The 23,843-nt window shown below is 65.1% G+C and carries 20 protein-coding genes; 13 read left to right on the forward strand and 7 right to left on the reverse strand.

All coding sequences use genetic code 11. The features are described from left to right. Positions 1-129: 129 nt before the first annotated feature. The 5 genes from galE to CEY09_RS13895 all read right to left on the reverse strand — a co-directional run bounded on the left by galE (position 130) and on the right by CEY09_RS13895 (position 7,818). Positions 130-1,221, reverse strand: a complete 1,092-nt coding sequence (gene galE, locus CEY09_RS13875) for a UDP-glucose 4-epimerase GalE (protein WP_088589272.1) — start codon at positions 1,219-1,221, stop codon at positions 130-132. An 11-nt stretch (positions 1,222-1,232) separates the two neighbouring features. Next, positions 1,233-2,900 (reverse strand): glucose-6-phosphate isomerase, encoded by a 1,668-nt coding sequence (gene pgi / locus CEY09_RS13880; RefSeq protein ID WP_088589057.1) that lies wholly within the window; start codon positions 2,898-2,900, stop codon positions 1,233-1,235. A 13-nt stretch (positions 2,901-2,913) separates the two neighbouring features. After that, a complete protein-coding gene (locus tag CEY09_RS13885; RefSeq protein ID WP_088589058.1) occupies positions 2,914-4,317 on the reverse strand; it encodes a phosphomannomutase/phosphoglucomutase in 1,404 nt (467 codons plus the stop codon). 20 nt (positions 4,318-4,337) lie between these two features. Continuing rightward, on the reverse strand, positions 4,338-6,599 hold the full coding sequence (locus CEY09_RS13890) for a GNVR domain-containing protein (RefSeq protein ID WP_006225572.1): 2,262 nt from the start codon (positions 6,597-6,599) through the stop codon (positions 4,338-4,340). An 82-nt stretch (positions 6,600-6,681) separates the two neighbouring features. Then, on the reverse strand, positions 6,682-7,818 hold the full coding sequence (locus CEY09_RS13895; protein WP_006225571.1) for a polysaccharide biosynthesis/export family protein: 1,137 nt from the start codon (positions 7,816-7,818) through the stop codon (positions 6,682-6,684). 240 nt (positions 7,819-8,058) lie between these two features. Between CEY09_RS13895 and CEY09_RS13900 the strand changes: the two genes are divergently transcribed. Genes CEY09_RS13900 through CEY09_RS13960 form a run of 13 tightly spaced genes read left to right on the forward strand, consistent with a single transcriptional unit; the run spans position 8,059 to position 21,341 of the window. Next, entirely contained in the window at positions 8,059-9,468 is a 1,410-nt protein-coding gene (locus tag CEY09_RS13900; RefSeq protein WP_006225570.1) for an undecaprenyl-phosphate glucose phosphotransferase, read from the forward strand. A gap of 52 nt (positions 9,469-9,520) precedes the next feature. Beyond that, positions 9,521-9,973, forward strand: a complete 453-nt coding sequence (locus CEY09_RS13905) for a GDP-mannose mannosyl hydrolase (protein WP_006225569.1) — start codon at positions 9,521-9,523, stop codon at positions 9,971-9,973. Between the two features lie 5 nt (positions 9,974-9,978). Further along, positions 9,979-11,409: a mannose-1-phosphate guanylyltransferase/mannose-6-phosphate isomerase gene (locus CEY09_RS13910; protein WP_088589059.1), complete on the forward strand. Its 1,431-nt coding sequence runs from the start codon at positions 9,979-9,981 to the stop codon at positions 11,407-11,409. A 34-nt stretch (positions 11,410-11,443) separates the two neighbouring features. Beyond that, the gene (locus CEY09_RS13915; RefSeq protein WP_088589273.1) at positions 11,444-11,806 is read left to right on the forward strand and encodes a VanZ family protein; all 363 of its coding nucleotides are present in this window, start codon (positions 11,444-11,446) and stop codon (positions 11,804-11,806) included. A gap of 10 nt (positions 11,807-11,816) precedes the next feature. Beyond that, positions 11,817-12,926 carry a GDP-mannose 4,6-dehydratase gene (gmd, locus tag CEY09_RS13920; protein WP_088589060.1) on the forward strand — a complete coding sequence of 370 codons (1,110 nt, stop codon included), beginning with the start codon at positions 11,817-11,819 and terminating at the stop codon, positions 12,924-12,926. A 6-nt stretch (positions 12,927-12,932) separates the two neighbouring features. Then, positions 12,933-13,895, forward strand: coding sequence for a GDP-L-fucose synthase family protein (locus CEY09_RS13925; RefSeq protein WP_088589061.1), 963 nt, complete (start codon positions 12,933-12,935; stop codon positions 13,893-13,895). Between the two features lie 32 nt (positions 13,896-13,927). Further along, on the forward strand, positions 13,928-15,244 hold the full coding sequence (locus tag CEY09_RS13930; RefSeq protein WP_088589062.1) for an oligosaccharide flippase family protein: 1,317 nt from the start codon (positions 13,928-13,930) through the stop codon (positions 15,242-15,244). Positions 15,245-15,266: 22 nt separating this feature from the next. Further along, positions 15,267-16,169 (forward strand): glycosyltransferase family 2 protein, encoded by a 903-nt coding sequence (locus CEY09_RS13935; protein WP_006225563.1) that lies wholly within the window; start codon positions 15,267-15,269, stop codon positions 16,167-16,169. A 21-nt stretch (positions 16,170-16,190) separates the two neighbouring features. After that, positions 16,191-17,495: an O-antigen ligase family protein gene (locus CEY09_RS13940; protein WP_088589063.1), complete on the forward strand. Its 1,305-nt coding sequence runs from the start codon at positions 16,191-16,193 to the stop codon at positions 17,493-17,495. After that, positions 17,488-18,615 carry a glycosyltransferase gene (locus CEY09_RS13945; RefSeq protein ID WP_088589064.1) on the forward strand — a complete coding sequence of 376 codons (1,128 nt, stop codon included), beginning with the start codon at positions 17,488-17,490 and terminating at the stop codon, positions 18,613-18,615. The genes CEY09_RS13940 and CEY09_RS13945 overlap by 8 nt, the downstream gene beginning before the upstream one ends. A gap of 13 nt (positions 18,616-18,628) precedes the next feature. Next, positions 18,629-19,516, forward strand: coding sequence for a glycosyltransferase family 2 protein (locus tag CEY09_RS13950; protein WP_088589065.1), 888 nt, complete (start codon positions 18,629-18,631; stop codon positions 19,514-19,516). Then, positions 19,513-20,073: a putative colanic acid biosynthesis acetyltransferase gene (locus CEY09_RS13955; RefSeq protein ID WP_006225559.1), complete on the forward strand. Its 561-nt coding sequence runs from the start codon at positions 19,513-19,515 to the stop codon at positions 20,071-20,073. Before CEY09_RS13950 ends, CEY09_RS13955 begins: the two co-directional genes overlap by 4 nt. Continuing rightward, positions 20,070-21,341 (forward strand): glycosyltransferase WbuB, encoded by a 1,272-nt coding sequence (locus CEY09_RS13960; protein ID WP_088589274.1) that lies wholly within the window; start codon positions 20,070-20,072, stop codon positions 21,339-21,341. Before CEY09_RS13955 ends, CEY09_RS13960 begins: the two co-directional genes overlap by 4 nt. 253 nt (positions 21,342-21,594) lie before the next feature. Here the strand turns inward: CEY09_RS13960 and CEY09_RS13965 are convergent, their stop codons facing one another. Continuing rightward, on the reverse strand, positions 21,595-22,257 hold the full coding sequence (locus CEY09_RS13965) for a helix-turn-helix transcriptional regulator (protein ID WP_088589066.1): 663 nt from the start codon (positions 22,255-22,257) through the stop codon (positions 21,595-21,597). A gap of 355 nt (positions 22,258-22,612) precedes the next feature. Further along, positions 22,613-23,362, reverse strand: coding sequence for a response regulator transcription factor (locus CEY09_RS13970; RefSeq protein WP_088589067.1), 750 nt, complete (start codon positions 23,360-23,362; stop codon positions 22,613-22,615). Positions 23,363-23,843 lie beyond the last annotated feature (481 nt).

Below are 23,843 nucleotides of genomic sequence, written 5' to 3' on the forward strand. Positions count from 1 at the left end.
ATGGAAGTGCCTCACTGACGGTGCATGGCCCGGGCGGCCAGGCCGCCGGGCCATGTTGCTACGCAATAATCCCGTCAACTGTAACCGCTACCGCCCTTTTTCCGTAACCCCTCCGACACGCCATTGGGGTTATGCGGCGGCCTGGGTAGCGGTGGGCTCCCCGTGCCCCGGCGGCAACTGGCCGGGCGCGTCGTAGCCTTGCGGATTGCCTTGCTGCCAGCGCCACCCGTCGGCGCACATGGCGGCCACGTCGTGCGTACTGCGCCAGCCCAGCAAAGCGGCCGCCAGGGCGGGGTCCGCCCACATCCGCTCGATGTCCCCAGGACGCCGCCCCTGCGTGCGCACCGGAATGCGGCAGCCATTGACCCGTTCAAAGGCATGCACCAGCTCCAGCACGCTGGTGCCCTGCCCTGTGCCCAGGTTCACCGCCACGAAACCGGGGTGATCCTTGGAATACGACAAGGCCTGCACATGGCCCTGCGCCAAGTCCATGACGTGCAGATAGTCGCGCACGCCCGTGCCGTCGGCCGTGTCGTAATCGTCCCCGAACACGCGCAGGAAGGGCTGCCGGCCCACCGCCACCTGGGTGATGAAGGGAAACAGGTTGTTGGGCAGGTCGCGGGGGCTTTCACCGATCAGCCCGCTGGGGTGCGCGCCGATGGGATTGAAATAGCGCAGCGTGACCGCACTGAAAGCAGGAGACGCCGTGCAGACATCGCGCAGCATTTCCTCCACCATCAGCTTGGTGCGGCCGTAGGGGTTGGTCGGTGCCAGCGGGTGCGCTTCGGTGAACGGCAGGTATTGCGGTTCGCCATAGACCGTGGCCGACGAACTGAACACCAGCCGCGCCACGCCCGTCTCGCGCATTGCATGCAGCAAGGCCAGCGACCCCGCCACGTTGTTGTCGTAGTACTTGAGCGGATCGGCCACCGATTCCCCGACGGCCTTGCAGCCGGCCAGGTGCAGCACCGCCTGCACGGGCTCGCCCCGGCCCGCGGCGTCGGCCAGCACCGACTCCACCAGACCGGGGGTACGGATGTCGCCCTCGATCAGCGGAATCGGGACGCCACACAGGCGCTCGACCCGGCGCACGGCCTCGCGGCTGCCGTTGCTGAAGTTATCCAACACCAGCGGCCGCTGGCCCGCCGCCAGCATCGCGACCAGCGTGTGCGTGCCGATGTAGCCCGCCCCGCCCGTCACCAGCACATGCAGGTCCGCCATGCCGGCCCCCGTCAAAGGTGCGCCGCCACGCCCGGCACCCACGCGTGCCGCGAACGCGGTGCCTGGGCATGGCCGCGATAGCGGTCGATCCAATACGACGTGGAGGCGTCATGGCCCCAGTCCACCACCCCGGCCGAGACTGGCACTGCCAGTTCGCGTTCGATGCCGGTGGCCAGGCGTTTGCCCAGTTCCACACCCCATTGATCAAAGGGGTTGATGCCCCAGACCACGCTTTGCACGAACACTTTGTGCTCGTACAAGGCCAGCAGCGCGCCCAGGCCCCGCGGGTCCAGTTGGCGCAGGACGATCAGGGTCGACGGCCGTCCGCCCGGATGCACCATGTGCTGCGCCAGGCTGAGCGCGCGTTCCTGGTCGTCGATATGGGCCACGTCCAGGAGCGCCTGTTCCAGGCACTTGCCGCGCAGCAGCGCCTGCCGCTGGGCCAGGCAATTGGCCAGCAGCATGCGGTGTGCGTCGGGGCTGTCGGTATGGCCTTGCAGGCTGGCGATGAAGTCCACCGGTGCGCCGTCTTCGCTCTGATGCAGCCACTGGAAGAACGTGTGCTGCCCATCGGTACCCGGCATGCCCCAGATGATCGGCGCCGTCGGCACGCCCACGGCCGTGCCGTCGCCGGCGACCCGCTTGCCCAACGACTCCATTTCCAACTGCTGCAGATACGTCACCAAGTGCAGCAAGCGCGCGCTGTAGGCAGCGATGTTCAGGGAGTTGTGGCCCAGCACGCTGCAGTTCACCAGGCCGGCCAGCGCCAGCTGGATCGGCGCGTTCGAGGCGAACGGCGCCTGCTGGAAATGCTGGTCCATCGCTTCGGCGCCCGCCCGCATGCCGATCAGTACGTCGGCGCCCACCGTCAATGCGATCGACAGGCCGGCGACCGACCACACGGAGTAGCGTCCGCCCACCCAGTCGCACATCTTGAACACCTGGTTGGCCGGCACGCCCAGGGCGCGCGCGGCAGGCGCGTTCGCCGTGACCGCCGCCAGATGCTCGGACACGTCGGTCACGCCGCCCTGCTTGAGCCAGGCGATGGCGGCACGCGCGTTGTGCAGGGTCTCGGACGTGGTGAAGGATTTGGACGACACCACCACCAGGCAGCGGCGCGGGTCCAGCCCGGCCACGGCATCATGGAAAGCATGGCCGTCGATATTGGAGACAAAGCGGATCTGGCGGCGTTGCCCCGGGCCGCCGAAGGCCTGAATGGCCAAGCGGGGGCCCCAGTCGCTGCCGCCGATACCGATGTGCAGCACGGACGAAAAATCGGCCGTCTGGTCTACCTTGCGGACGAAATCGGTCATGCGCGAATACTCGCAGACGGATTCCGCATCCAGGCCGTCAGGCTGCTCGCGGGTACGCCCGGCGCGCAACGCGGTATGCCAGGCCGGCTTGCCTTCGGTCCAGTTGACGGGGTCGCCTGCGAACAACGCGTGGCGCGCATCCGCCAGCCCACGCGCCTGCAGCAGGTTCAGCGCCGCCGCCTCCAGGGCGGGGGACTGCCGCTGCATGGTCAAGTCCACGCACAATCCCGCCGCTTCAATCACTTTCAACGTGCCGGCATCCAATCCGGCGCTCTGCGCGGCCTGCGCAAACGCCTGCCACTCGGGGCTTTGCGCCAGGCCGGAATTGGCCCTTAACGCCTCAATCGCATAGTTGGCCTTACCCATCGCGTGATGCTCCTTAGAACGGTAAACGAACGTGAGGCGCAATGCGCCGGAACGCGTTGCGGAAGTCCTCCTCGATACGGGCCAATGCGGCCACGGTGTCTCCTTCAAAACGCAAAACCACCGTCGGCGTGGTGTTGGACGGACGCGCCAGGCCGAAGCCATCGGCATAGTCCACCCGGACGCCATCCAGATCGTTGACGGAGATGGCGCCAGGGAACTCCCCCTGCGCGCGCAATGCCTCCACCAGTTCGAACTGTTCGCCTTCGGCGGTGTCCAGCTTGATTTCAGGGGTCGCGCAGGATTGAGGCAGACTTTCCAGCAAGCCTGACGGATCCGGCGCTGCCGAGAGGATCTCCAGCAGCCGGGCAGCGGCGTAAATGCCATCGTCAAAGCCGTACCAGCGCTCTTTGAAAAACATATGGCCGCTCATCTCTCCAGCAAGTAGCGCTCCCGTCTCGCGCATCTTGGCCTTGATCAGCGAATGACCGGTCTTCCACATGGTGGCGCGCCCCCCCGCCTCGACGATGGCGCGCGCCACGTGGCGGCTGCATTTGACGTCGTAGATGATCTCGGCGCCCGGATTGCGCTCGAGCACGTCGCGGGCGAAGAGGATCAGTTGCCGGTCGGGCCAGATGATCTGTCCCGATTTCGTCACCACCCCCAGCCGATCGCCGTCACCATCAAAGGCCAGACCCACTTCGCAATCGGAATAGCGCAGGCAATAGATCAGATCTTGCAAGTTCTGCGGATCTGCCGGGTCGGGGTGGTGGCCAGGAAACGAGCCGTCCACTTCGCAGAACAGTTCGGTCACTTCGCAACCCAGCGCGCGGAACAGTGCCGGCGCCACCGCGCCCGCCACGCCGCTGCCGCAATCGATGGCGATCTTCATCGGGCGCGCCATGCGGATGTCGCCCAGCAGGCGGGCCGCGTAGCAGGGCTGGATCTGCATCTGGGTACGTCCGCCTGCCACGGCGGCCGATTCGATGGGCAGCCGCATGGCGTCGCGCAAGGCTGTGATTCCTTCGCCGTACAGCGACGCGCCTTCCAGCACGATCTTGAAGCCGTTGTGCGCTGGCGGATTATGGCTGCCCGTGACGGCGATGCCGGCGCCGGTGTCCATCAGGCGCGTGGCGAAATACACCATCGGCGTGGTGGCCATGCCGATATCGATGACGTGCATGCCCGCCGAACGCAGCCCTGCCTGCAGCGCGGCCGCCAACTCCACGCTGCTGATCCGGCCGTCGCGGCCCACCACGATCGAGCGCGCCCCCTGCTCCCTTGCCTGGGTGCCTGCCGCCATGCCCAGGCTGTGGGCAAAGCGCGCATCGATCTCGTCGGGCACGGTGCCGCGTATGTCATAAGCCTTGAAAACCGCATCCAGAATTTGCGGGGTATCCCAGCCAAAAGTTCCGTGCATGCCAGTTTCTCCGGGTGGCGTTATTTGGGGCCGTTCTGTTTGAAATCGCCGTAATACGCCGCACGGGAATACCGATAACTCCCATACTTGGACCGGAAGCCGAAGCGCTCCGGCATGAGCTTGAGCCCGTTGAACAACACGCCGTCCACGGGCGCTCCGGCCTGGATCAGCCGCTTGGCCGTTTCGCGGATCTCGCCCACGGTGTTCATGCCGGAGCGCACCACCACCATGACTGCGGCCGCATGCGTGCCCACCACCGCCGCGTCGGGCGATGACAGCACCGGGGCCGTATCCAGAATCACCATGTCGTACTGCGACGCCAGTTCGCGCAGCGTGGCGCCGAAGACGGGCGAGGCCAGCAGTTCTGACGGATCGAAGGTCACCGCGCCTGTGGCGATGAAGTCCACGCCTTCGGACACGCTGTGCTTCCTGACGCGAGTCAGCGGGATGGTGCCCGACAGCACTTCGAACAGTCCGTCTTCTTTCGGCACGCCGAAATAGCGGTTCAGCTGGCCCTTGCGGAAGTCGGCGTCGATGAGCAGCACGCGCTTGCCCACGCCGCCCTGGATGAAGGCGAAGTTGGCCGACAGGAACGACTTGCCCACGCCCGCCACAGGCCCGGTGAACATGACCATGTTGTTGGCGGACTGGCGCAGCGACGCCTGCAACACATTGCGGAACGAACGCAGGCTTTCGATGGGCGGCGCGTTGCCCTGGCTTTGCGCGAGCAGCGCAGGCACGGTCGCGTTCTTGCGGCGGCTGCGGCGCCACAGCTTGTCCTGCATGTCGCTGTACGGGATGGCGGCCAACACAGGCAGACCCGTGTAGCGTTCGACGTCCTCGGGTTCCGACAGGCCGCCGAACAGCGCGTTGCGGACGAAGGCGCACAGCATGCCGAAGATCAGGCCGATGGCCGTCGCCACGCCGATGATGATCGCGGCCTTGGGGCGCACGGGACGGTCGGGTTGCACGGCCGCATCCAGGATGCGCACGTTGCCCACCTTGCCCGCGCGGATCAGCCGCAGTTGCTGCGCGTTGTTCAAGAGGCCCGTGTAGAGCTCGGTGTTGACGCGCACGTCGCGCACCAGGCGCACTACGTCCTGCTCCAGATCCGGCAGTTGCTTGATGTTGTTGCCGATGCGGCTGACGTCACCGGAGAGCGACGTAATCTGCCGATCGATGGCCACGATGCTGGGATGGGTCGGCGCAAAGCGCGTGATCAGTTCCTGCCGCTTGGAACGCAGCTCCATCACCTTGGTCTGCGCGTCCACCGATTGCGCCAGGATGAGCTTGGCTTCTTCGCTCAAGTCGATCGTGCCGCGCTTGTTGCGCAGCGCGTTGTACTTGGTTTCTGCGGCGTCCAGTTCGCCCTTCAGGATGGGCAGTTGCTGCTCCAGGAACGTCAGCGACTTCTCGGCCTGGGCCGACTTGCGGTTGACGTTCTGCTGCACGTATTCCTGGCCGATCTGGTTCAGCACCGCCGTGGTCAACGCCGGATCATTGCCTTCCAGCGTGACGCCGATCACGCCCGAAGCGCGGCCGCGCTCGAAGATGCCCAGGTGCGATTGCACGTCTTCGATCGCTGCCAGGCGCGAACTGCGGGACACCGTGAACTCGGTGCCGGGGCGGCCCGCCAGCGCATCGATGTGCACGTCCATCGCGCCGCCGCCGGGCAAGAGGAAGTGTTCCGGCTTGCCGACGGTGCCGTTGAACGTGGCGCCGGTGAACTTGTCGGTCAGCGTGTAGCGGCCTTCGCCCAGCGTGGTCACGCGAAAGGGCTTGCCCAGCCATTCATTGGGCACGTCCAGTTGCGAGATCGCGATGGACTCCCCGCCCCATGCATACCCGCCGCGCGGCAGGCTGGACGGATACGGCAGCGCTTCATAGCGCTGCGCCAGCCATTCGCCCACCACGGGGAAATAGCGCGGCTTGGCGTGGATGTAGAGCAGGAATTTGTCGACGGCAGGTCCGACCACCATGCGCGAACGCAGCACTTCCATTTCGCCGGACGTCTCGGCCTTGGTGTCGAACATGGCGGAGACGTCGCCCAGCAGGCTGCGCGCCTGGCCATTGGGCATTTCCTCTTCGACCTGCACGATGATGTCGGCCGAATAGACCGATGGCGTCACCATCACGTATGCCAAGGCGCCAAGAAAGGCGAGCAAGGTGATGGCGATGATCATCCACCGGTTCGAGACGATCGCATCCACGTGGGACGACAACGGGGTTTCCTGCTGGCGAGCCGGGACGTTCGGCTCGAATGATTCGATGGGCAACGACATGCAGCTCTCCAGACGTGGGCGCCGCCGCGGTCGCGGCGCCCCCAAAGGCGTGGTTTAGGGTCTGGCGACCCTGAAAGGCGGACTAGTTGATCGATTTCACGGTCTGTACCGTTTGTGCGCTCGGGAACAGGTTGCTGATGAAGCGGTTCCACCGCACCAGCGCTGCCGTATCCACGAACACGACGTCTTTGGGTTCCAACTCGAACTTCGCTCCTACCGCCAGAGCCTGCGGCGACTTGGAGTTCAGATGGAACACCAGCGGCGTCGCTTGCTCAGTACTGCGCACTACGAAAATCTGCGACGCGTCAGCCGTGAGCTGGTTCGGTCCTCCCGCCATGCCCAGCGCCTCGGTCAACGACATGCGTCCGTCGCGCATCACCACCGTGGTGGGCAGGAACACTTCGCCCATCACGAACACCTTGCTGTCGTCACGCGGCGTCACACGCACAATGTCGCCTGACTTCAGCATGACCTGATTCAAGTCCTGGCCACGTTCGATCAGCGCGGGCAGGTTCACGCGGGTACGGCGGCCATCACGAATCACATAGACGGCGCTGCGGTCGGCGGTGGGCAACAAACCTCCCGCGCGGTTGACCGCTTCGAGCAGAGTCATCGGGATGTCATTGATGGCAACCGTGCCCGGCAACTTGACCTCGCCTTCGACGTAGACGCGCTTGCTGCGATAGCCAAGCACGCGTACTGTGATCTGCGGATCCTGGATGTACTTGCCGGAACTATTGACTATGAGATTGCGCGCCTGAAGTTCCGTCAACCCCGCCACTTTCAGCAATCCCGTATAGGGAAATTGGATGTATCCAGTGGATGACACCGTATAGCCCGGAATGCCCGAGGCGGTATCTCCCATGACTAGTTCGGTCACCCCTGTCCCGATGGCGTAGGTTTGCGTCGGAAGGACGAGCTCGGGGTGATCCCAGACCACGATGGAGAGGATGTCTCCCGGGCCGATGCGGTAGGGCTCGACGCTGCCGACCAGGCGGTCCACGCCGTCGTTGTCGATCAGCGCCTGGCGGGCCCGCAAGTCGTCCACGACCAGCGACGGCGTGATTTCCTTGATCGGGGCCACGGAGTTCGGATCCAGGGGATCTACGAGGTGGCTGGCATTAAAGGTCATACCGGGAGACAGGGCGCAAGCGCCCAGCGAGGACACGAGCGCGATAGCGGCGATGGCTCGGCTCAACGTTCCGAAAAATGTCGTCATGGCAAATCCACTGTGAATGACTTCGTTGCTTGGAATGGAGCCCGATGCGTAACGGGTTGCGACATTCCACTCTCTTTTCGAAGCCCCGCACATTCGACGGATGCCCTAAGCCTTCTCCTACATCGTTTGGAGGTTTCGGGTACGCCTTGCACTCAATAAGATTTCGTCGGTAGCCACATGTTTTGCGGCAGTGCATCGTTTTTTTCGCCGCAAGAGACTCCCCACGAACAGGAGTGCGCGATGGACCCGTCCAACTCGGACACGTCGGCAAGATTCAGCGGAGCCAGTTATCTGTACCGCTTGCTCGATGCCGCGATCGTGATCACCTGCGGCCTGACTGCCACCGGTTTGAAATTCTCGGACGATGCTCTGGCGGACCCGCCGCAGATCCATCTGTTCCTCGTCTACTTGTGCGGCCTGGGCGTCATCGCCATCTTTCCGGCGTTCCGCCTGTACGTGTCGTGGCGGGGCCGCCTGCTGACGGATCTGGTGGTGCGCAGCCTGATGGCGTGGGCCACCGTCTTCGCGCTGGGCATCCTCGTCAGTTTTCTCATGCACCAGACCGCCGCGATATCCCGCATATGGGCGGCTACCTGGTTCGGCATGTCGGCCTTGACGCTGGCGGGTGTGCGCATCGCCGTCTATGCGGCGCTGGGCGCGGCGCGCGACCGCGGCCTGAACAAGAAGAACGTCTTGCTGGTGGGCTTTGGCGCGCTGGGCCATGACCTGTGGCGCCGCGTCGAACGGTACCGGGGCGCAGGCTACACCGTGGCCGGCATCTACGCCGAACCGCATGAAAGCCTGCCGCCGCAAGTGCGCCGCCTGCAGGACCTGGATAACCTGCACGCCTTCGTCCATGAACACAACGTGCGCGAGATCTGGATCGTCCTTCCGATGGAGGCGGGCCAGGAATTGCGTGAAGTGCTCTACCACCTGCGCAACGACCTGGTGGATATCCGGTGGATCCCCGATGTGATGTCGATCCAGCTGCTGGGCCACCGCATCGGCGAATTCCTGGGCTTGCCCGCCATCCAGCTCAACAGCCTGCCGGCCGCCGGCGTGCGGGGCTGGGCCAAGGAGGTCTTCGACCGCAGCTTCGCCTTTTGCGCGCTAATCGGCTTGTCGCCCCTGATGATCTCCATCGCCCTGATGGTGAAACTGACGTCCCGTGGCCCCGTTTTCTTTACCCAGCCGCGGCTGGGCGTGGACGGCAAGGTATTCCACGTCTACAAGTTCCGCACCATGACCGTGCATCAGGAGCATGGCACGGTCACGCAGGCGACCCGCAACGATTCCCGCATTACCCGCATCGGCGGCTTCCTGCGGCGCACCAGCCTGGACGAGCTGCCGCAGTTCCTGAACGTGCTGATGGGCGACATGTCCGTCGTCGGGCCCCGCCCGCACGCGCTGGAGCACAACGAAATGTACAAGGACCTGGTGCAGCGCTACATGATGCGCCACCGCGTCAAACCGGGCATTACGGGCTGGGCCCAGGTCAACGGGTTCCGGGGACAGACGGACACGCTGCGCAAGATGAGCGACCGCGTCGAACACGACATCTACTACATCCAGCACTGGACGTTCCGGATGGACCTGTTGATCATCGCCCGCACGGCCGTGTCGGGATGGACGGGCCGCAATGTCTACTAAGCCTCTGGGATGGCCGGGCCACAGCGCCCGCACGGACATCAGTCGTGGCGGCATGCTGGCCCAGGCCGACTTCCGCCAGGCGGTGGAGATGCTGCCACTGGTGTCCATCGACCTGTTGCTGCGCGACGCCAACGGCCGCTACCTGACGGGCTTGCGGACCAATCCGCCGGCCCGCGGCGCCTGGTTCGTGCCCGGCGGCCGGATCCGCAAGAACGAATCCCTGCGCAACGCGCTGCGCCGCATCGCCAATGACGAGCTGGGCTTGGCCATCGCGGCCGAGGCCTGGACGCCTCGCGGCGTGTACGAACACTTCTATGGCACCAATTTCGCGGGTGAAGCCGGACGCTCCACCCATTACGTCGTCCTCGCCTACGAGGCCGAGTTGTCGTTGGACACCGCTTGTCTTCCGCAGGCGCAGCACCAGAGCTACCGCTGGCTGCCTGCGGAAGAGATCGCCGCCGACCCCGGCGTGCATCCGTACACCCAGGCCTACTTCAAGGAGTGAGCGCCATGACGAATCCCCCTCCCCCCTACCGGGCTGTCATCCTTTGCGGCGGTTCCGGTTCGCGCCTGTGGCCGTTGTCGCGCGAGCTGCTGCCCAAGCAGTTCATCCGTTTGACCGATGCCCGCAGCCTGTTGCAGAACACGCTGCTGCGCCTGGGATCTGCCGGCGCCCAGGCCAAGCCGATGCTGGTGTGCAACGACGCCCACCAGTACATCGCCGCCGAACAGACCCTGGAACTGGGCATCAAGGACGCCGAGGTGATCCTGGAGCCCTTCGCGCGGAACACCGCCCCGGCGATCGCCGCGGCCACGTTGCGGGCCATGCGGGACGGTGAAGACCCTATCATGCTGATCATGCCGTCGGACCACGTGCTGGAGGACGGCGAGGTGCTCAGCGCGGCCTTCGCCGCCGCCTACGAGGCCGCGCGCCAGGGTGCGCTGGTGACCTTCGGCATCACCCCGACCGCGCCGCTCAGCGGCTACGGCTATATCCAGGCGGAAGAGCCCGGCGTCATGGCGCCGGCCCGCCGCGTGCGCCGCTTCGTCGAAAAGCCGTCGCCCGAGGTGGCGCAGCGCTTCATCGACGACGGCGGCTACTACTGGAACAGCGGCATGTTCGCCTTCCAGGCCTCCGTCTTCCTGTCTGAAATGGCCCGCTTGGCGCCGAAGATGCTCGAGCAGGTGCAGGCCGCCGTCGCCACCGGCCACGGCGAAAGCGGGCTGTTCCATCTGGACGGGCCGTCGTTCGAGGCTTGCCCCAGCGATTCGATGGACTACGCCATCATGGAACGCACGGACAGCGCCGTCGTCATCCCGCTGGCGGCCTCATGGAGCGACGTAGGGGCCTGGGACGCGGTCTGGGGCATCGCCCAGAAGACGGTGGAGGGCAACTCCACCACGGGCGACGTCATGGTCGAGGATTCCCGCAACTGCCTGATCCATTCCACCAGCCGGTTGGTCGCTTCGGTGGGCCTGGACGACATCGTGGTGATCGAAACGGCCGACGCCGTGCTGGTGGCCCATAAATCCCGGTCGCAGGACGTCAAGCGCCTGGTGGAGATCTTCAAGACCCAGCATCGGTCGGAACTGAACCACCACCGCGAGGTGCAGCGCCCCTGGGGGTCCTACGACTCGGTGGGCCACGGGCCGCGCTACCAGGTCAAGCGCATCACGGTGAAGCCGGGCGCCCGCCTGTCGTCCCAGATGCATCATCACCGGGCCGAACACTGGATCGTGGTGTCGGGCACGGCGCGCATCTACAACGGCGACAAGCAGTACCTGCTGACCGAGAACCAGTCGACCTACATCCCGTTGGGCGAGACCCACAGCCTGGAAAACCCCGGGAAGATCCCGCTGGAGATCATCGAGGTGCAGTCGGGCGCCTATCTGGGCGAGGACGACATCGTGCGCTTCCAGGACCTCTACGGCCGTGTCTGAAAACCCGGTGAAAGAACCCTTCTGGCGGCCGGGGTTGGCTCGGATATGCCTGCCGTTGGCCGGCCTGTTCTTCGCCGTGCTGGTGACGGTGGGCAACCTGCCCGGGCTGGCGGCGGACATGTCGGACGCTTTTGGCGACAAGCGTCTGCACCTTGTGGCTTACGCCTTCCTGACCGCGTTGATCTACCTGTCGGTCAACCGGCGCCCCGCCCTGGTGGCCATGCTGGCAATCACGGCTTTAGGTGCCCTGGACGAATCAATCCAGTCCTTTTTTCCCTACCGACAGGCTGAACTCTTAGACCTTTTGGCCGATATCTCGGCGGCTGGTGCAACAGTAATCTCATTGCACATCGGTTCCGCAGCCTTCGGCTCCTTTCGTGCAGTCACTAAGTCTTAAGGATACAACCATGCCAAAACGGGCACTGATTACCGGCGTTACCGGCCAAGACGGGGCCTACCTGGCGGAGTTCCTGCTGGCCAAGGGCTATGAGGTCCACGGCATCAAGCGGCGCGCTTCGCTGTTCAACACCGCGCGCATCGATCACCTGTACCAGGATCCCCACGACCAGCCGCGCAATTTCGTGCTGCATCACGGCGACATGACCGATTCGTGCAGCCTGATCCGCATCGTGCAATCCGTTCAGCCGGACGAGATCTACAACCTGGCGGCACAAAGCCATGTGGGGGTGTCGTTCGAAGAGCCTGAATACACCGCCAACGCCGACGGCCTGGGCACCTTGCGCCTGCTGGAAGCCATCCGCATCCTGAAGCTGGAGGAAAAGGCGCGCTTCTACCAGGCCTCCACCTCTGAGCTGTATGGCCTGGTGCAGGAAACGCCGCAGAAGGAAACCACCCCCTTCTATCCGCGCAGCCCCTACGCCGCCGCCAAGCTGTACGCCTATTGGATCAGCGTGAACTACCGCGAAGCCTATGGGATGTACGCCTGCAACGGCATCCTGTTCAACCACGAATCGCCCAAGCGCGGCGAGACGTTCGTCACCCGCAAGATCACCCGCGGCCTGGCGCGCATCGTCCTGGGCCTGCAGGAATGCCTGTACCTGGGCAACTTGTCGGCCCTGCGCGACTGGGGCCATGCGCGGGATTACGTCGAAATGCAATGGCTGATGCTGCAGCAGGAGACGCCCGAGGACTACGTCATCGCCACCGGCCTGCAATACAGCGTGCGCGAATTCATCAATACGGCGGCGCGCGAGCTGGGCATCCTGCTGGCGTGGGAGGGCGAAGGGCTGGAGGAGACGGCCACCGTGCTGTTCTCGCCCGTCCATGACATCAAGCCCGGGCAGGTGATCGTGCGCGTCGATCCGCGCTACTTCCGTCCGACCGAAGTGGAGACGCTGCTGGGCGACCCCACCAAGGCGCGGGAAAAGCTCGGCTGGTCGCCGCGCACCACGTTCGCGCAACTGGTCAAGGAAATGGTGGAGAGCGACCTGAAGGATGCGCGCCGCGACGCGCTGGTCGAGCAGAACGGCTACGAAATCTACGCCTACAAGGAGTAGTCCGCCATGACGAACCTGGACCAACGCGTGTTTGTCGCCGGCCATCGCGGCATGGTGGGCGCCGCGATCACCCGCGAACTACAGCGGCGCGGCTACCCCCATGTGCTGACCCGCACCCGCGCCGAACTGGACCTGGAAAACCAGAACCAGGTGCACCGCTTCTTTTCGACGACCCCTGTCGACGTGGTGTACCTGGCGGCGGCCAAGGTAGGCGGCATCCTGGCCAACCAGAATCATCCGGTCGATTTTCTGTACAAGAACCTGATGATCCAGTGCAACGTGATCCGCGCCGCCTATGCGGCCGGCGTGCGCAAGTTGCTGTTTCTGGGTTCGTCATGCATCTACCCCCGCGAGGCTCCGCAGCCGCTGCGCGAGGACGCTTTGCTGACCGGCCCGCTGGAATCCACCAACGAGCCGTACGCCATCGCCAAGATCGCGGGCCTGAAGCTGTGCGAAGCCTACCAGCGCGAGTACGGCGCGCGCTTCATCTGCGCCATGCCGACCAACCTGTACGGCCCGCATGACAACTATGACCTGCACAGCAGCCATGTGCTGCCGGCGCTGATCCGCAAATTCCACGAAGGGCGCGAATCGGGCCAGGAAAGCGTGACGATCTGGGGCACGGGCACGCCGCTGCGCGAGTTCCTGTACGTGGACGACCTGGCCCAGGCCTGCGTCACGCTGATGGAGCACCCCGACGCCGAAGGCATCTACAACATCGGCGCGGGCAAGGACATCTCCATCGCGGACCTGGCGGCGCTGGTGGCGCGGGTGGTGGGTTACCACGGCCGCATCGTCTACGACGCCACCAAGCCCGACGGCACGCCGCGCAAGCTCATGGACTCGTCGCGCGTGCAGGCGCTGGGCTGGCGGCCCGACGTATCGCTCGTGGACGGCATCACGCTGGCATACGGCCACTTCCTGCGTGAACGCGCCGAACAACCCCAACAGGCGCTGCCCGTGGCCTGACGGCCGCGCCAGCATGAACCATAGGCCATCCGATGCTTGGATTCGTCAGGAAACACATCGCCGGCAATGCCTCTTTCTGGGGGCTGGTGGAATACGGCATCGGCCCCGTTGCGGCGCTGGTGGCCCTGCCCATCCTGTTCCGTCAACTGGGAACGGTGGGCTTTGGCCAGTATTCCATGATCATCGCGCTGGCCGGCTTCGGCAACGCCGCCAACCTGGGTGCGGCCGTGACTGCGACCAAGCTGGTGTCCGAACGGCTGCACGAACCGGGCGGCGCCTACCGCGCGGCGGGCGTCAGCATGTCGCTGATCGGTTGCGCGCTGGGCGTGGTCACGCTGGCTGCGGTGCTGCTGTGGGCGGTCGTGGGCCTGGGGTGGCCCGCCGCGACGTTCGGCGGCGTGGCGGTGACGCTGCTGGCCATGCCGGCGCTGGCCATCTACCTGACCCAGCAATATGACCAGCTGTTCTCGGGCTGCCTGAAGGGGCGCGAGGATTTCCGCGCCACCGCGCTGTGCGAAGTCTTCAGCCGTTCCGGCACGATGGCGCTGGCTTGCGCCACGGCCTGGCTGACCGCGTCGCCCACCTGGACAGGCGTGGCGCAAGCCTTCGGACTGCTGATCGCGGGCACCGTGAAGATGCGCGTGTTCTCGCGCGCCTACGGCCGGGTGCTGGTGCGCCCGGTGCGCGACCGCGCCGCGATGATGGACGCATTCAAGTTTTCGCGCTGGTCCTGGTTGAACAGCCTGAGCGCGCTGGCGTTCGGGTCCGTGGACCGCGTGCTGGTGGGCAGTTTGATGGGCCCGGCCGCGCTGGCGATCTATACCGTCGGCGTGCAGGTCGGCCAGATCATCCATACCGCGGCGGTGGCGATCTTCCAGAAAGCCATGCCGCGCGTCAGCCGCCTGTCGGTGTCGCCGCCCTATGCGGGCGCCGCCGAACACGAGATCCGCCGCATGATGCTGTGGAACCTGGTGCTGTCGACCAGCGCCACGCTTGCGGTGCTGGCGGTCAGCCATCCTCTGTTGAACCTGCTGCTGGGTGACAACGTGGCCACGGGCCATCTTGCCACCTTCCGGCTGCTGATCGTGGCATCGGGGCTGCTGTCCCTGAATGCCGCGGCGCACTTCTCGCTGCTCGGCCTGGGAAATTCCCGCGCGGTCGCCATCCTGAACGGGCTGGGCGGACTGGCGATGCTGTGCGTCATGGCGGGATTGGTACACGCGGCGGGCGAGCACGCCGCGGCTTGGGGCCGCATGGCCTACGCGGCAATCACGCTGGCTGGCGTCGCTCTCGCCATCCGTCAATCGCGCCCCGACTTCCCGGGCGCGTTGCCAGCGGCCACCCGATAACCCCAACATGTTGAGGTCTTACATGCGCAAGCGTCATAACGAGTACTCACGTCAGCTCATCGACTTCGTCCGCGAGCTACGCCCGCCCGCGCCGATCGCCGGGGGCCTGTTGCCCAAGGTGACCATCGTGACTCCCTCGTTCAACCAGGCCAAGTTCCTGGAACGCACCATTCTTTCCGTGCTGAACCAGGGCTATCCGCGCCTGGAGTACATCATCATCGATGGCGGGTCGACCGACGGCAGCGTGGACATCATCCGCAAGTACGAACGCTACCTCACCTACTGGGAAAGCACCCCGGACCGCGGCCAGTCGCACGCCATCAACAAGGGGTTCGAGCGCGCGACCGGCGACTACGTCGGCTGGCAGAACTCCGATGACCTGTACTTCCCCGGTGCGCTGCGCAAGCTGGGCGCGGCTGCCGCCCGGGGCCGGGCGCCCATCGTCAGCGGAAACCTGTTCGTGGCCGACGCCAACAACCAGATTTTCCGCAAGATTCACTACACGCCCGTCAACCGCGGCACGCTGACCGTGGTGAAGGCATCCATCCCCAACCAGTCGGCCATCTTCCGCCGCGACCTGCTGCGCAAATACGGGCTGCTGCAGGAAAGCATGCGCTACTGCATGGACCTGGAGCTGTGGAGCCGCCTCTTGCGCGAGGGCAAGAACCTGATCGTGCCGGACGCGCTGGGGGTCTACACCGCGCATGACGAAACCAAGACCGCGCTGATGCAGGACGTGCTGCTGGAAGAGCGCGAACAGATCGTGACCCGCATCCGGCGCACCGAGCCGGGGCTGGGCCGGCTGTTCGAACTGTCCTGCCGCGCGTCGAAGGTCGCAGCCCATGCCCGCCAAGGGGACCTGTCCTATCTATTCGAGAAGCTGACGACCAAGATCTTCGGTCGCGACGACTGGGCCGCCCACTAGAGCACCCACCTGGACACCCCCATGAGCCCGCATCGCCGCCTATCCACCCTGCACTTGCTGGGGCTGTTCGCGTTCACCGCCCTGGCCCTGAACGACGACCGCTTCATCCTGGGCGTGGGCAGCTTCAAGCTGTCGCCGTTCGACGTGCTGTTCGTCGCCATGCTGGCCGTCAAGGCGCTGCGGCTGGCCGAGCCCAGCGCCTACGCCTTGCCGCGCGGCCTGCTTGGCGCGCTCCTTGGCCTGCAGGCAATGTCGGTAATCTATCTGCTGCTGGTGTCGATGCACCATCCCGGCATCGAGACGGGCGACGTGGCGCGCGACTTGCGCATCGTGTTCTATTTCCTGTGCACGCCCTTTCTTTGCTACAAGGACATCGACAGCCCCGCCGCCTACGCCGTGTTGCAGAAGTACATCGTTGCGGCCTGCCTGGCCGTCGCCACGCTGATGTTGCTGGAGCAGCTGCAGGGCTTCAGCGTGGCCAACCCGCTGCGTAACGTGCGGTTGGGCGTCTGGGCCATTCCCTTCGGCGTCGTCTCACTGCTGTACTTCCGCCGCACGCTGAACGTGTCCGGGCCAAAGGCCTATGCCTTGACGGTGTACATGCTGCTGGCGCTGGTGTTCTCGCTGAACCGCAGCCAGTACCTGCAATTGGCGGTGTCGGTGCTGATCGCCGTGCTGCTGGGCTCGGGCCCCGAGATCCGCCGGCGCGCCGTGCTGATCTTCGCGCCGGCCGCCGTCGCGGGCGTGCTGGTATTCGCCAGCATCGGCTATCTGGACGTGCTGACCAACCGCATCTTCAGCGTGGAAAAGCTGGACGAGGACTCCAGCTATGGCGCCCGCATCCAGGAAATGCAGGGGCAGATGGACTTTTTCGCCGAAAGCCCCGTGTTCGGTAAGGGCGCGGGCTTTCGCAGTTGGGTGATGGGCGAGAACGGCTTCGAGCTCAGCACCTTCGCGCACAACTCCTGGGCGTTCTACCTGATGAAGTTCGGCGTGGTGGGCACCATCATGATCATGCTGCCGCCACTGCTGATCCTGCTGCTGACGCTACTCAAGCGATACAACCATCCCGGGCTGGAGATGCACCGGCGCTACCTGCTGGCCACCGCCCCCATCTACATTTTCATCGACTCGCTGTCGGGCGGCCTGGCCTACGCGCCCAAGACCGCGTTCACCGGATTTCTGCTGTGCTATTGCCTGTCTCTGATGCGTAATGCGCAGATCATGCCCGTGCCGCAGGCGGACACGCCTGGCACGACGCTCACCCCCAGCCATCGTCCGGACGCCGCGCGCCGGGCGCTACCGCGAGTGATTCCCCATGCCTGATGTCCTGTTTGTCGCGCCCGACTTGCACGGCGGCGTCGGAAGATGCGTCGCCTTCATCGTGGACGCCTTGCCGGAACAGGGCGTCGATTCCGCGCTGTTCCTGCTGCGTTCGCGCAACCGCGAATACCCGGTCGGCAACCCGAAGGTCACCCGCGCGCTGCCGGTCATCGAATCGCCCGCCAAGCTCAGGCTGATGCTGCCGCTGGCGTTCATGCGCCTGGTGGCCCAGATCCGGCGCGACAAGCCGGCGATCGTGTGCTCGCACGGCTTGCTGTGCAACATGCTGGTGGTGCTGGCCAGGAAGTTCCTGGGCGGCACCTTCCGCACCGTCGCGTTCGAGCACAGCAGCCCGGCCATCCATTACGGCGCATCGCGGATGCGGCGCCTGAAGTGCTGGCTGGTCAGCCAGACCTACCGCCGCCATGACGCCGTGGTGGGCGTGTCCCGCGGCGTGAAGGAGGACTTGGTCAGCATGTTCCCGCCGTTGCGCGGCAAGGTGCACACCATCTACAACGGCGTGCCGCTGGACAATGTGCGCAAGCAAGGCGCCCAGCGCCCGGATGGCGGCAGCGATACTCCGTATCAGGTGGTGGCGGTGGGCCGGCTGGAAGCGGTGAAGGATTACGCCACCCTGATCGACGCCGCTGCGCTGCTGGACGATCCCGGCATCGCCTTCACCATCCTGGGCGAGGGTTCCGAACACGCCGCGCTGCAAAGGCGCATCGACGAACGCCCTTCCCGCACGTCGGTCACCTTGGCTGGCCACATCGACAACCCCTTCCCCGTGATCGCGGGCGCGGGCGCCTTCGCGTTGACCTCCATCCGTGAGAGCTTCGGCAATGTACTGGTCGAAGCGCTGTGCCTGGGCGTGCCGGTGATCTCGACCGACTGCCCTCATGGCCCCGCGGAAATCCTGGATGCGGGCCGCTACGGCCTGCTGGTGCCGGTCGGCGACGCCGCGGCGTTGGCCGATGCCGTGCGCCGCCTGGCCTATGACGGCAGCATCCGCGAACAACTGGCCGCGCAAGGCCCCGAGCGCGCCGACGCCTTTTCCCTAGAGCGGCATTGCCGCAACGTCATCGCGCTATTCCAGCCGCTGATGCAACGCGGCACGCCTTGAACAGGACAGCATCATGCAGAAAATACCGGTTTCCGTAGTGGTCATGACGAAGAACGAGGAACGCAATATCGCCAAGTGCTTGAAAGCGCTGGTGGAATTCGACGAAGTGTTCGTCGTGGACTCCGACAGCACCGACGCCACCTGCGCGATGGCCGCGGCGCTTGGCGCCCGCGTCTCGAACTTCCAATGGAACGGCAAGTACCCCAAGAAAAAACAGTGGTGCCTGGAACAACTGCCGTTCTCGCACCCGGTCGTGCTGTACGTGGACGCCGACGAGGAAATGACCCCCGAGCTGGCCGCCGAGATCCGCGAGGTCCTGCCGCGCTTCGCCGCCGGTGCGGGCGGCGCCTTCGTGCCCTTCGATTACGTGTTCTGCGGCAAGAAGCTGGAACACGGCCACCGCGTCTACAAGCTGGCACTGCTGGCGCGCGACCAATCCCGGTTCCTCGACTACGACGATCTGGATGTCGCCCACATGTGGGAAGTCGAAGGCCACTACCAGCCGCAAGTCAAGGGCGAGACCTTTGCGCTGCGCCAGCGCATGGTGCATAACGACCACGACTCGCTTTTCCATTATTTCGACAAGCACAACCGCTATTCCGACTGGGAAGCCAACCTGCGCACGAAGGGGCTGATGAACGACCCGCGCGAAGCCAACGTGGGCGCGCGCGCACTGCTCAAGCGCATCTTCCAGGCCATGCCGTTCAAGGCGCCGATTTCTTTCCTGCATTCCTATGTCTTCCGACTGGGTTTCCTGGACGGCAAGGCGGGCTACGACTATGCGGTGGCGCGCGCCATGTATTACTGGCAGATCCGCATCAAGACCGAAGAACTCCAGAAGGCGCGTCTGGCGCGTGCCGGCGACACGCAGGCCGACACCGTGGCGGGAGCCGCCAAATGAGCACGCTTCAGCAACTGGATCGCTTTGCGCTGGCCCCCGGCCAACGCGGCCGCTCCGCGTTGACGGTGCAGCTGTGGTGGATGGTGCAAGGCACGGTGTTCCGGTGGTCGCCGCAGGTGGCATACGGTTTTCGCCGCTGGTTGTTGCGCTGCTTCGGCGCACAGGTCGGCCGCAAGGTGCTGATCCGGCCGACCGCCACGGTGACCTATCCGTGGAAGGTCCAGATCGGCGACTACGCCTGGATCGGCGACGACGCCGTGATCTACAGCCTGGGGCCCATCCACATCGGCGCGCATGCCGTGGTGTCGCAACGCAGCTACCTGTGCGCGGCCGATCATGATGCGGGCCAGCCGGATTTTCCCTTGCGCGAACGCGCGGTCCGTGTCGAAGACGGGGCCTGGGTGGCGACTGACGTATTCGTCGGCCCGGGCGTGACGATCGGCCGTGAAGCCGTGGTGGGTGCGCGCAGTTCGGTGTTCCGCAACATGCCCCCCGCGATGGTGTGCCATGGCAACCCGTGCCGGCCTGTCCGCCCACGCATGCCGACGCCGCCATGAAGATCCTGATCTACGGTATCAACTACGCGCCGGAATTGACCGGCATCGGCAAGTACAGCGCTGAACTCGCTGAATGGATGGCTGCGCACGGGCATGAGGTCAGTGTTGTGACGGCGCCGCCCTACTACCCCCAATGGCAGGTCCACGACGGCTACCGCGCCGGCCGCTACCGCAAGGAAGAGCGTGCCGGGGTCACGGTGCGCCGCGCGCCCCTGTGGGTGCCGGCCCGCCCCGGTGGCCTCAAGCGCCTGATCCACCTGGCCAGCTTCGCGGTGTCCAGCCTGCCGTCCTTGCTGCGCGCGGCTGCCAGCCGGCCAGACCTCATCCTTGTGGTGGAACCCGCTTTGTTCTGCGCGCCCGCCGCCTGGCTGACCGCCCGCCTGTGCGGCGCCCGCGCGTGGCTGCACATCCAGGATTACGAAGTCGACGCGGCGTTCGAGCTGGGCCTGCTCAAGGGCGCTGGCTTGCGCTCCCTGGTCAAGCGCGCCGAACGCTGGCTGATGCGCCGCTTCGACCGCGTGTCGACGATCTCGCACCGCATGCTGGACCTGGCGCTGGCCAAAGGCGTGGCGCCTGAACGCGCGGTGCTGCTGCCCAACTGGATCGACGTCAACGCCATCACGCCCCGCGCGGACGGCGGCGACTATCGCGCCGAGCTCGGCATTCCCCAAGACGCAATCGTTGCGCTGTACTCCGGCAACATGGGCGGAAAGCAGGGGCTGCAGACGCTGGCCGACGTAGCCCGGCAGCTTGCGGACGACACGCGGGTCTGGTTCGTATTCTGCGGCCAGGGGCCGGAACGCGCGCCGCTGCAGGCGCGCTGTGTAGGCTTGCCGCGCGTCCGGTTCCTGGATCTGCAACCGGCGGCCCGACTGGGCGCGCTGCTGAACACGGCGGACATCCACCTGTTGCCGCAGCGCGCCGGCGCGGCCGATCTCGTCATGCCGTCCAAGCTGACCGGCATGCTGGCCAGCGGCCGCCCCGTCGTCTGCGGGGCCGCGGCCGGCACGGAACTGGCCAACGTCGTCGCGCATTGCGGATTGCTCACCCCACCCGAGGACGCCGACGCCATGGCCCAGGCGGTGCGCACGCTAAGCAGCGATGCGCACGCCCGCCAAACCCTGGGCGCGTCGGCGCGCCAGTACGCGCTGGCCCATCTGCACGTGGATGCGGTGCTGGCCGCGGCCGAGCGCGAGTTCGCCTCTGTAGTCGGCGCCAAGGCCAAGCCGGCATCCCTGAAAAGCCGTACACGCGAGAGTGATACGTAGGATGGGTGGAGCGCGAGAGTTGTAGGATGGGTGGAGCGCGAGAGTGCTTAGGCAAGGACTCTTGCGTTCAGCGCGCGCAACCCATCAGGCAGCGGCTGCGCTGTGGCTGGAGTTGCCAAGAAATCACCGTTGCTTGATGGGTTACGCGCGCTGGGCAGAAATTTTCTTGCCTAAGCACTCTCGCGCTCCACCCATCCTACGGTTTCCCATCAGGTGATCGCGGCGGGAACAATCGCCCCCGCCCCGCTCCCTGTCAATTGCTGTCCGCTTTCCCCTGTGCCAGCGCGCCGCCGCTTCGGACCAATCCCATCTGCACCGCGATATAGGCCGCCTCGGCCTGGTTGCGCGCGTTCAGTTTCCAATACAGCGTGCGTGCATGGCTCTTCACTGTGGCGACCGATATGCCGACCTGTTGGCCGATCTCCCGCATTGTCTTGCCCTGCACCAGCAGTTGCAGGATTTCTTCCTGCCGCTGCGTCAGTTCGCGCAGCTCCTGCACTGGCGCGTGGGAGACGGCCTGGGGCCGGCCAGCCGGCTGGGGATAGCACTCGCCGCCTGCCATCACCAGGCTGACGGCCGCAGCCAGTGCGTCGGGGCTTGAGGCCTTAGGCAGGTATCCCGCCACGCCGGTACGCGCACACACGCCCATGACCGAAGGGTCCAGCACGGAGTAAAGCACCAGGACCAGCCGCGGCATGAAGAAGGCCATCGCCTGCGAGATGAGCCCGATGTCCTGCTCGGCCATGCCGCTGCAACCGATAACCAGCAATTCCACTGGACGGTTGATCGAGCTGGACATGTTGAGCAAGTGGGCTGGCGAAATGGCCAGGATGTCGTCGGCGTTCCGGACACGTTCCAGTACATGCTGGATTGCGACGCGAAGCAGAGCGTAGTCTTCGATCAGTACGGTTGTCATCCCGGGAGGAACCTTGTGACGCATGGCCCATACACGGTTCCCGTCACGCCGGCGCATCAGGCTGCCAAGGCAGGTTTTGGCGGTGCGCCGGCATGACGGGAATCTCGTCCGCGCTATTGGATCGCGATCGCGAGGCGTTGTGATTCGCGCTCTCAACCCATGCTTGCGGACACAACCCATGCTATCAGCGGCTACGTCCGCTGAATCTCGGTCAGGTGGATGATTGGTGGAGGAAAGGCGTGCCGCGCGGCACGCCGGGCCCTGCTGTGTATGCCTTAGCCAGGATGGCTATGAGGACCCGGCAGCAACGGAACCTGTGCGTTCCAGGCTGCCGGGCAGGCAGCGCAACCCGCTACTACCCCAGCTTGCGCCCATAGATCTGCCCGGCGTCCGTATCCCTGCCATTGGGATCATGCCATTCCAAGGTCGCGCCACGCTGCAACGCCGCGTATACGGCCTCTCCCTTGTTCTTGACATGCAGACGCTGGTAAAGCGTGCAGGCATGCGTCTTGGCGGTAGCGACCGAAATATTGAGCATCCGGCTGACCGTCTTGATCGGATAGCCCCTGGCCAGCAACACCAGGACTTCGTACTGACGCGGCGTGATCTGAAGCAACTGCGCCCCGGCGCTGACCGGCATCGTGCCCTTTCCAGATGCGTCGTCGGCATCGCGGGAAGGCAAGGCGCAAACCGTCGCCGCAGGCGCCTGCAATGCCTGCTCGCTGGGGAAGCACTGCCCGCCTGCCATAACCAGGCGTATCGCGGCTTCCAGGATTTCGACCGAAGCGGTCTTCATCAGGCAGCCATACACGCTTGCGCCAGGCAGGCCCTGCACCGGCATCGGCAAGGGCATCACATCCGTCAGAAGCAGAATCCGCTTCGGGGTGAGCACACGCTGGATCTCGTGCAATGCGCTCCATGCCTCGTCGGTCTCAACCGGCAATCCGTAGATCAGAAGATCGGCGCCAGCGTGCGCGCCGTCGGCCTTGGACAAATCTGCCAGGCCCATCCCCTCGATTTCCCACACATCATCCAACTTGCTAAGTATCTGCCACAACCCCAACCGCAATAGCGGATGAGCTTCAATCAGGACCATCTTGGCCATGGTGTCCTCCCGGTTTTTCGACGGGCCTAGAAGGGATCTTCGCTGTGCTGAAGACTATTTTTTTTCCAACCCCGCGGTGGGTGGTCCGCACTATCCCGGAATATCTAATGAAGCTGGACCGGGGCGTTTGGGCTGGGCAACTTTGGTAGCCAACATAACGGATGGCATGAACCCATCTTATGGTTCGAAACTCCCAAAATCAAGACGTTTCAGGGCGATATAATCCGATAAAAACAGAAATCATTCGTTAGCCTTAATCACTCTCGTAAATAGGGATGAGATGACCGTCTCCCCCTTTTTACCGCTAGGGTTTTCACCAGGAATCCACGGTGTTCCCAGGAGATCCCCCTCCATCCTCACCGTGCGCAAGCGCAATGGGGACGGGGATGAGGGGGAGCAAGCGCCCGAAAAAAAGCCGCAGCGGGGCACGCCCCCGCCGCGGCAAGAAAGTCCGGTTTTGGATGAAAAGCCTATCTATATG

Origin of the sequence: Achromobacter marplatensis (assembly GCF_002209535.1) — a bacterium.
Lineage (GTDB): Bacteria > Pseudomonadota > Gammaproteobacteria > Burkholderiales > Burkholderiaceae_B > Achromobacter > Achromobacter marplatensis.

Excerpts from the sequence above, each read along its gene's own strand:
- CEY09_RS13970 (WP_088589067.1), bottom strand. The coding sequence starts at position 23,362 with ATGGCCAAGATGGTCCTGATTGAAGCTCATCCGCTATTGCGGTTGGGG.
- CEY09_RS13960 (WP_088589274.1), top strand. The coding sequence starts at position 20,070 with ATGAAGATCCTGATCTACGGTATCAACTACGCGCCGGAATTGACCGGC.
- CEY09_RS13900 (WP_006225570.1), top strand. The coding sequence starts at position 8,059 with ATGGACCCGTCCAACTCGGACACGTCGGCAAGATTCAGCGGAGCCAGT.
- gmd (WP_088589060.1), top strand. The coding sequence starts at position 11,817 with ATGCCAAAACGGGCACTGATTACCGGCGTTACCGGCCAAGACGGGGCC.
- CEY09_RS13955 (WP_006225559.1), top strand. The coding sequence starts at position 19,513 with ATGAGCACGCTTCAGCAACTGGATCGCTTTGCGCTGGCCCCCGGCCAA.
- CEY09_RS13940 (WP_088589063.1), top strand. The coding sequence starts at position 16,191 with ATGAGCCCGCATCGCCGCCTATCCACCCTGCACTTGCTGGGGCTGTTC.
- CEY09_RS13895 (WP_006225571.1), bottom strand. The coding sequence starts at position 7,818 with ATGACGACATTTTTCGGAACGTTGAGCCGAGCCATCGCCGCTATCGCG.
- CEY09_RS13910 (WP_088589059.1), top strand. The coding sequence starts at position 9,979 with ATGACGAATCCCCCTCCCCCCTACCGGGCTGTCATCCTTTGCGGCGGT.
- CEY09_RS13905 (WP_006225569.1), top strand. The coding sequence starts at position 9,521 with ATGCTGGCCCAGGCCGACTTCCGCCAGGCGGTGGAGATGCTGCCACTG.
- CEY09_RS13935 (WP_006225563.1), top strand. The coding sequence starts at position 15,267 with ATGCGCAAGCGTCATAACGAGTACTCACGTCAGCTCATCGACTTCGTC.
- CEY09_RS13950 (WP_088589065.1), top strand. The coding sequence starts at position 18,629 with ATGCAGAAAATACCGGTTTCCGTAGTGGTCATGACGAAGAACGAGGAA.
- CEY09_RS13965 (WP_088589066.1), bottom strand. The coding sequence starts at position 22,257 with ATGACAACCGTACTGATCGAAGACTACGCTCTGCTTCGCGTCGCAATC.
- CEY09_RS13930 (WP_088589062.1), top strand. The coding sequence starts at position 13,928 with ATGCTTGGATTCGTCAGGAAACACATCGCCGGCAATGCCTCTTTCTGG.
- pgi (WP_088589057.1), bottom strand. The coding sequence starts at position 2,900 with ATGGGTAAGGCCAACTATGCGATTGAGGCGTTAAGGGCCAATTCCGGC.
- CEY09_RS13885 (WP_088589058.1), bottom strand. The coding sequence starts at position 4,317 with ATGCACGGAACTTTTGGCTGGGATACCCCGCAAATTCTGGATGCGGTT.
- CEY09_RS13945 (WP_088589064.1), top strand. The coding sequence starts at position 17,488 with ATGCCTGATGTCCTGTTTGTCGCGCCCGACTTGCACGGCGGCGTCGGA.
- CEY09_RS13925 (WP_088589061.1), top strand. The coding sequence starts at position 12,933 with ATGACGAACCTGGACCAACGCGTGTTTGTCGCCGGCCATCGCGGCATG.
- CEY09_RS13890 (WP_006225572.1), bottom strand. The coding sequence starts at position 6,599 with ATGTCGTTGCCCATCGAATCATTCGAGCCGAACGTCCCGGCTCGCCAG.
- galE (WP_088589272.1), bottom strand. The coding sequence starts at position 1,221 with ATGGCGGACCTGCATGTGCTGGTGACGGGCGGGGCGGGCTACATCGGC.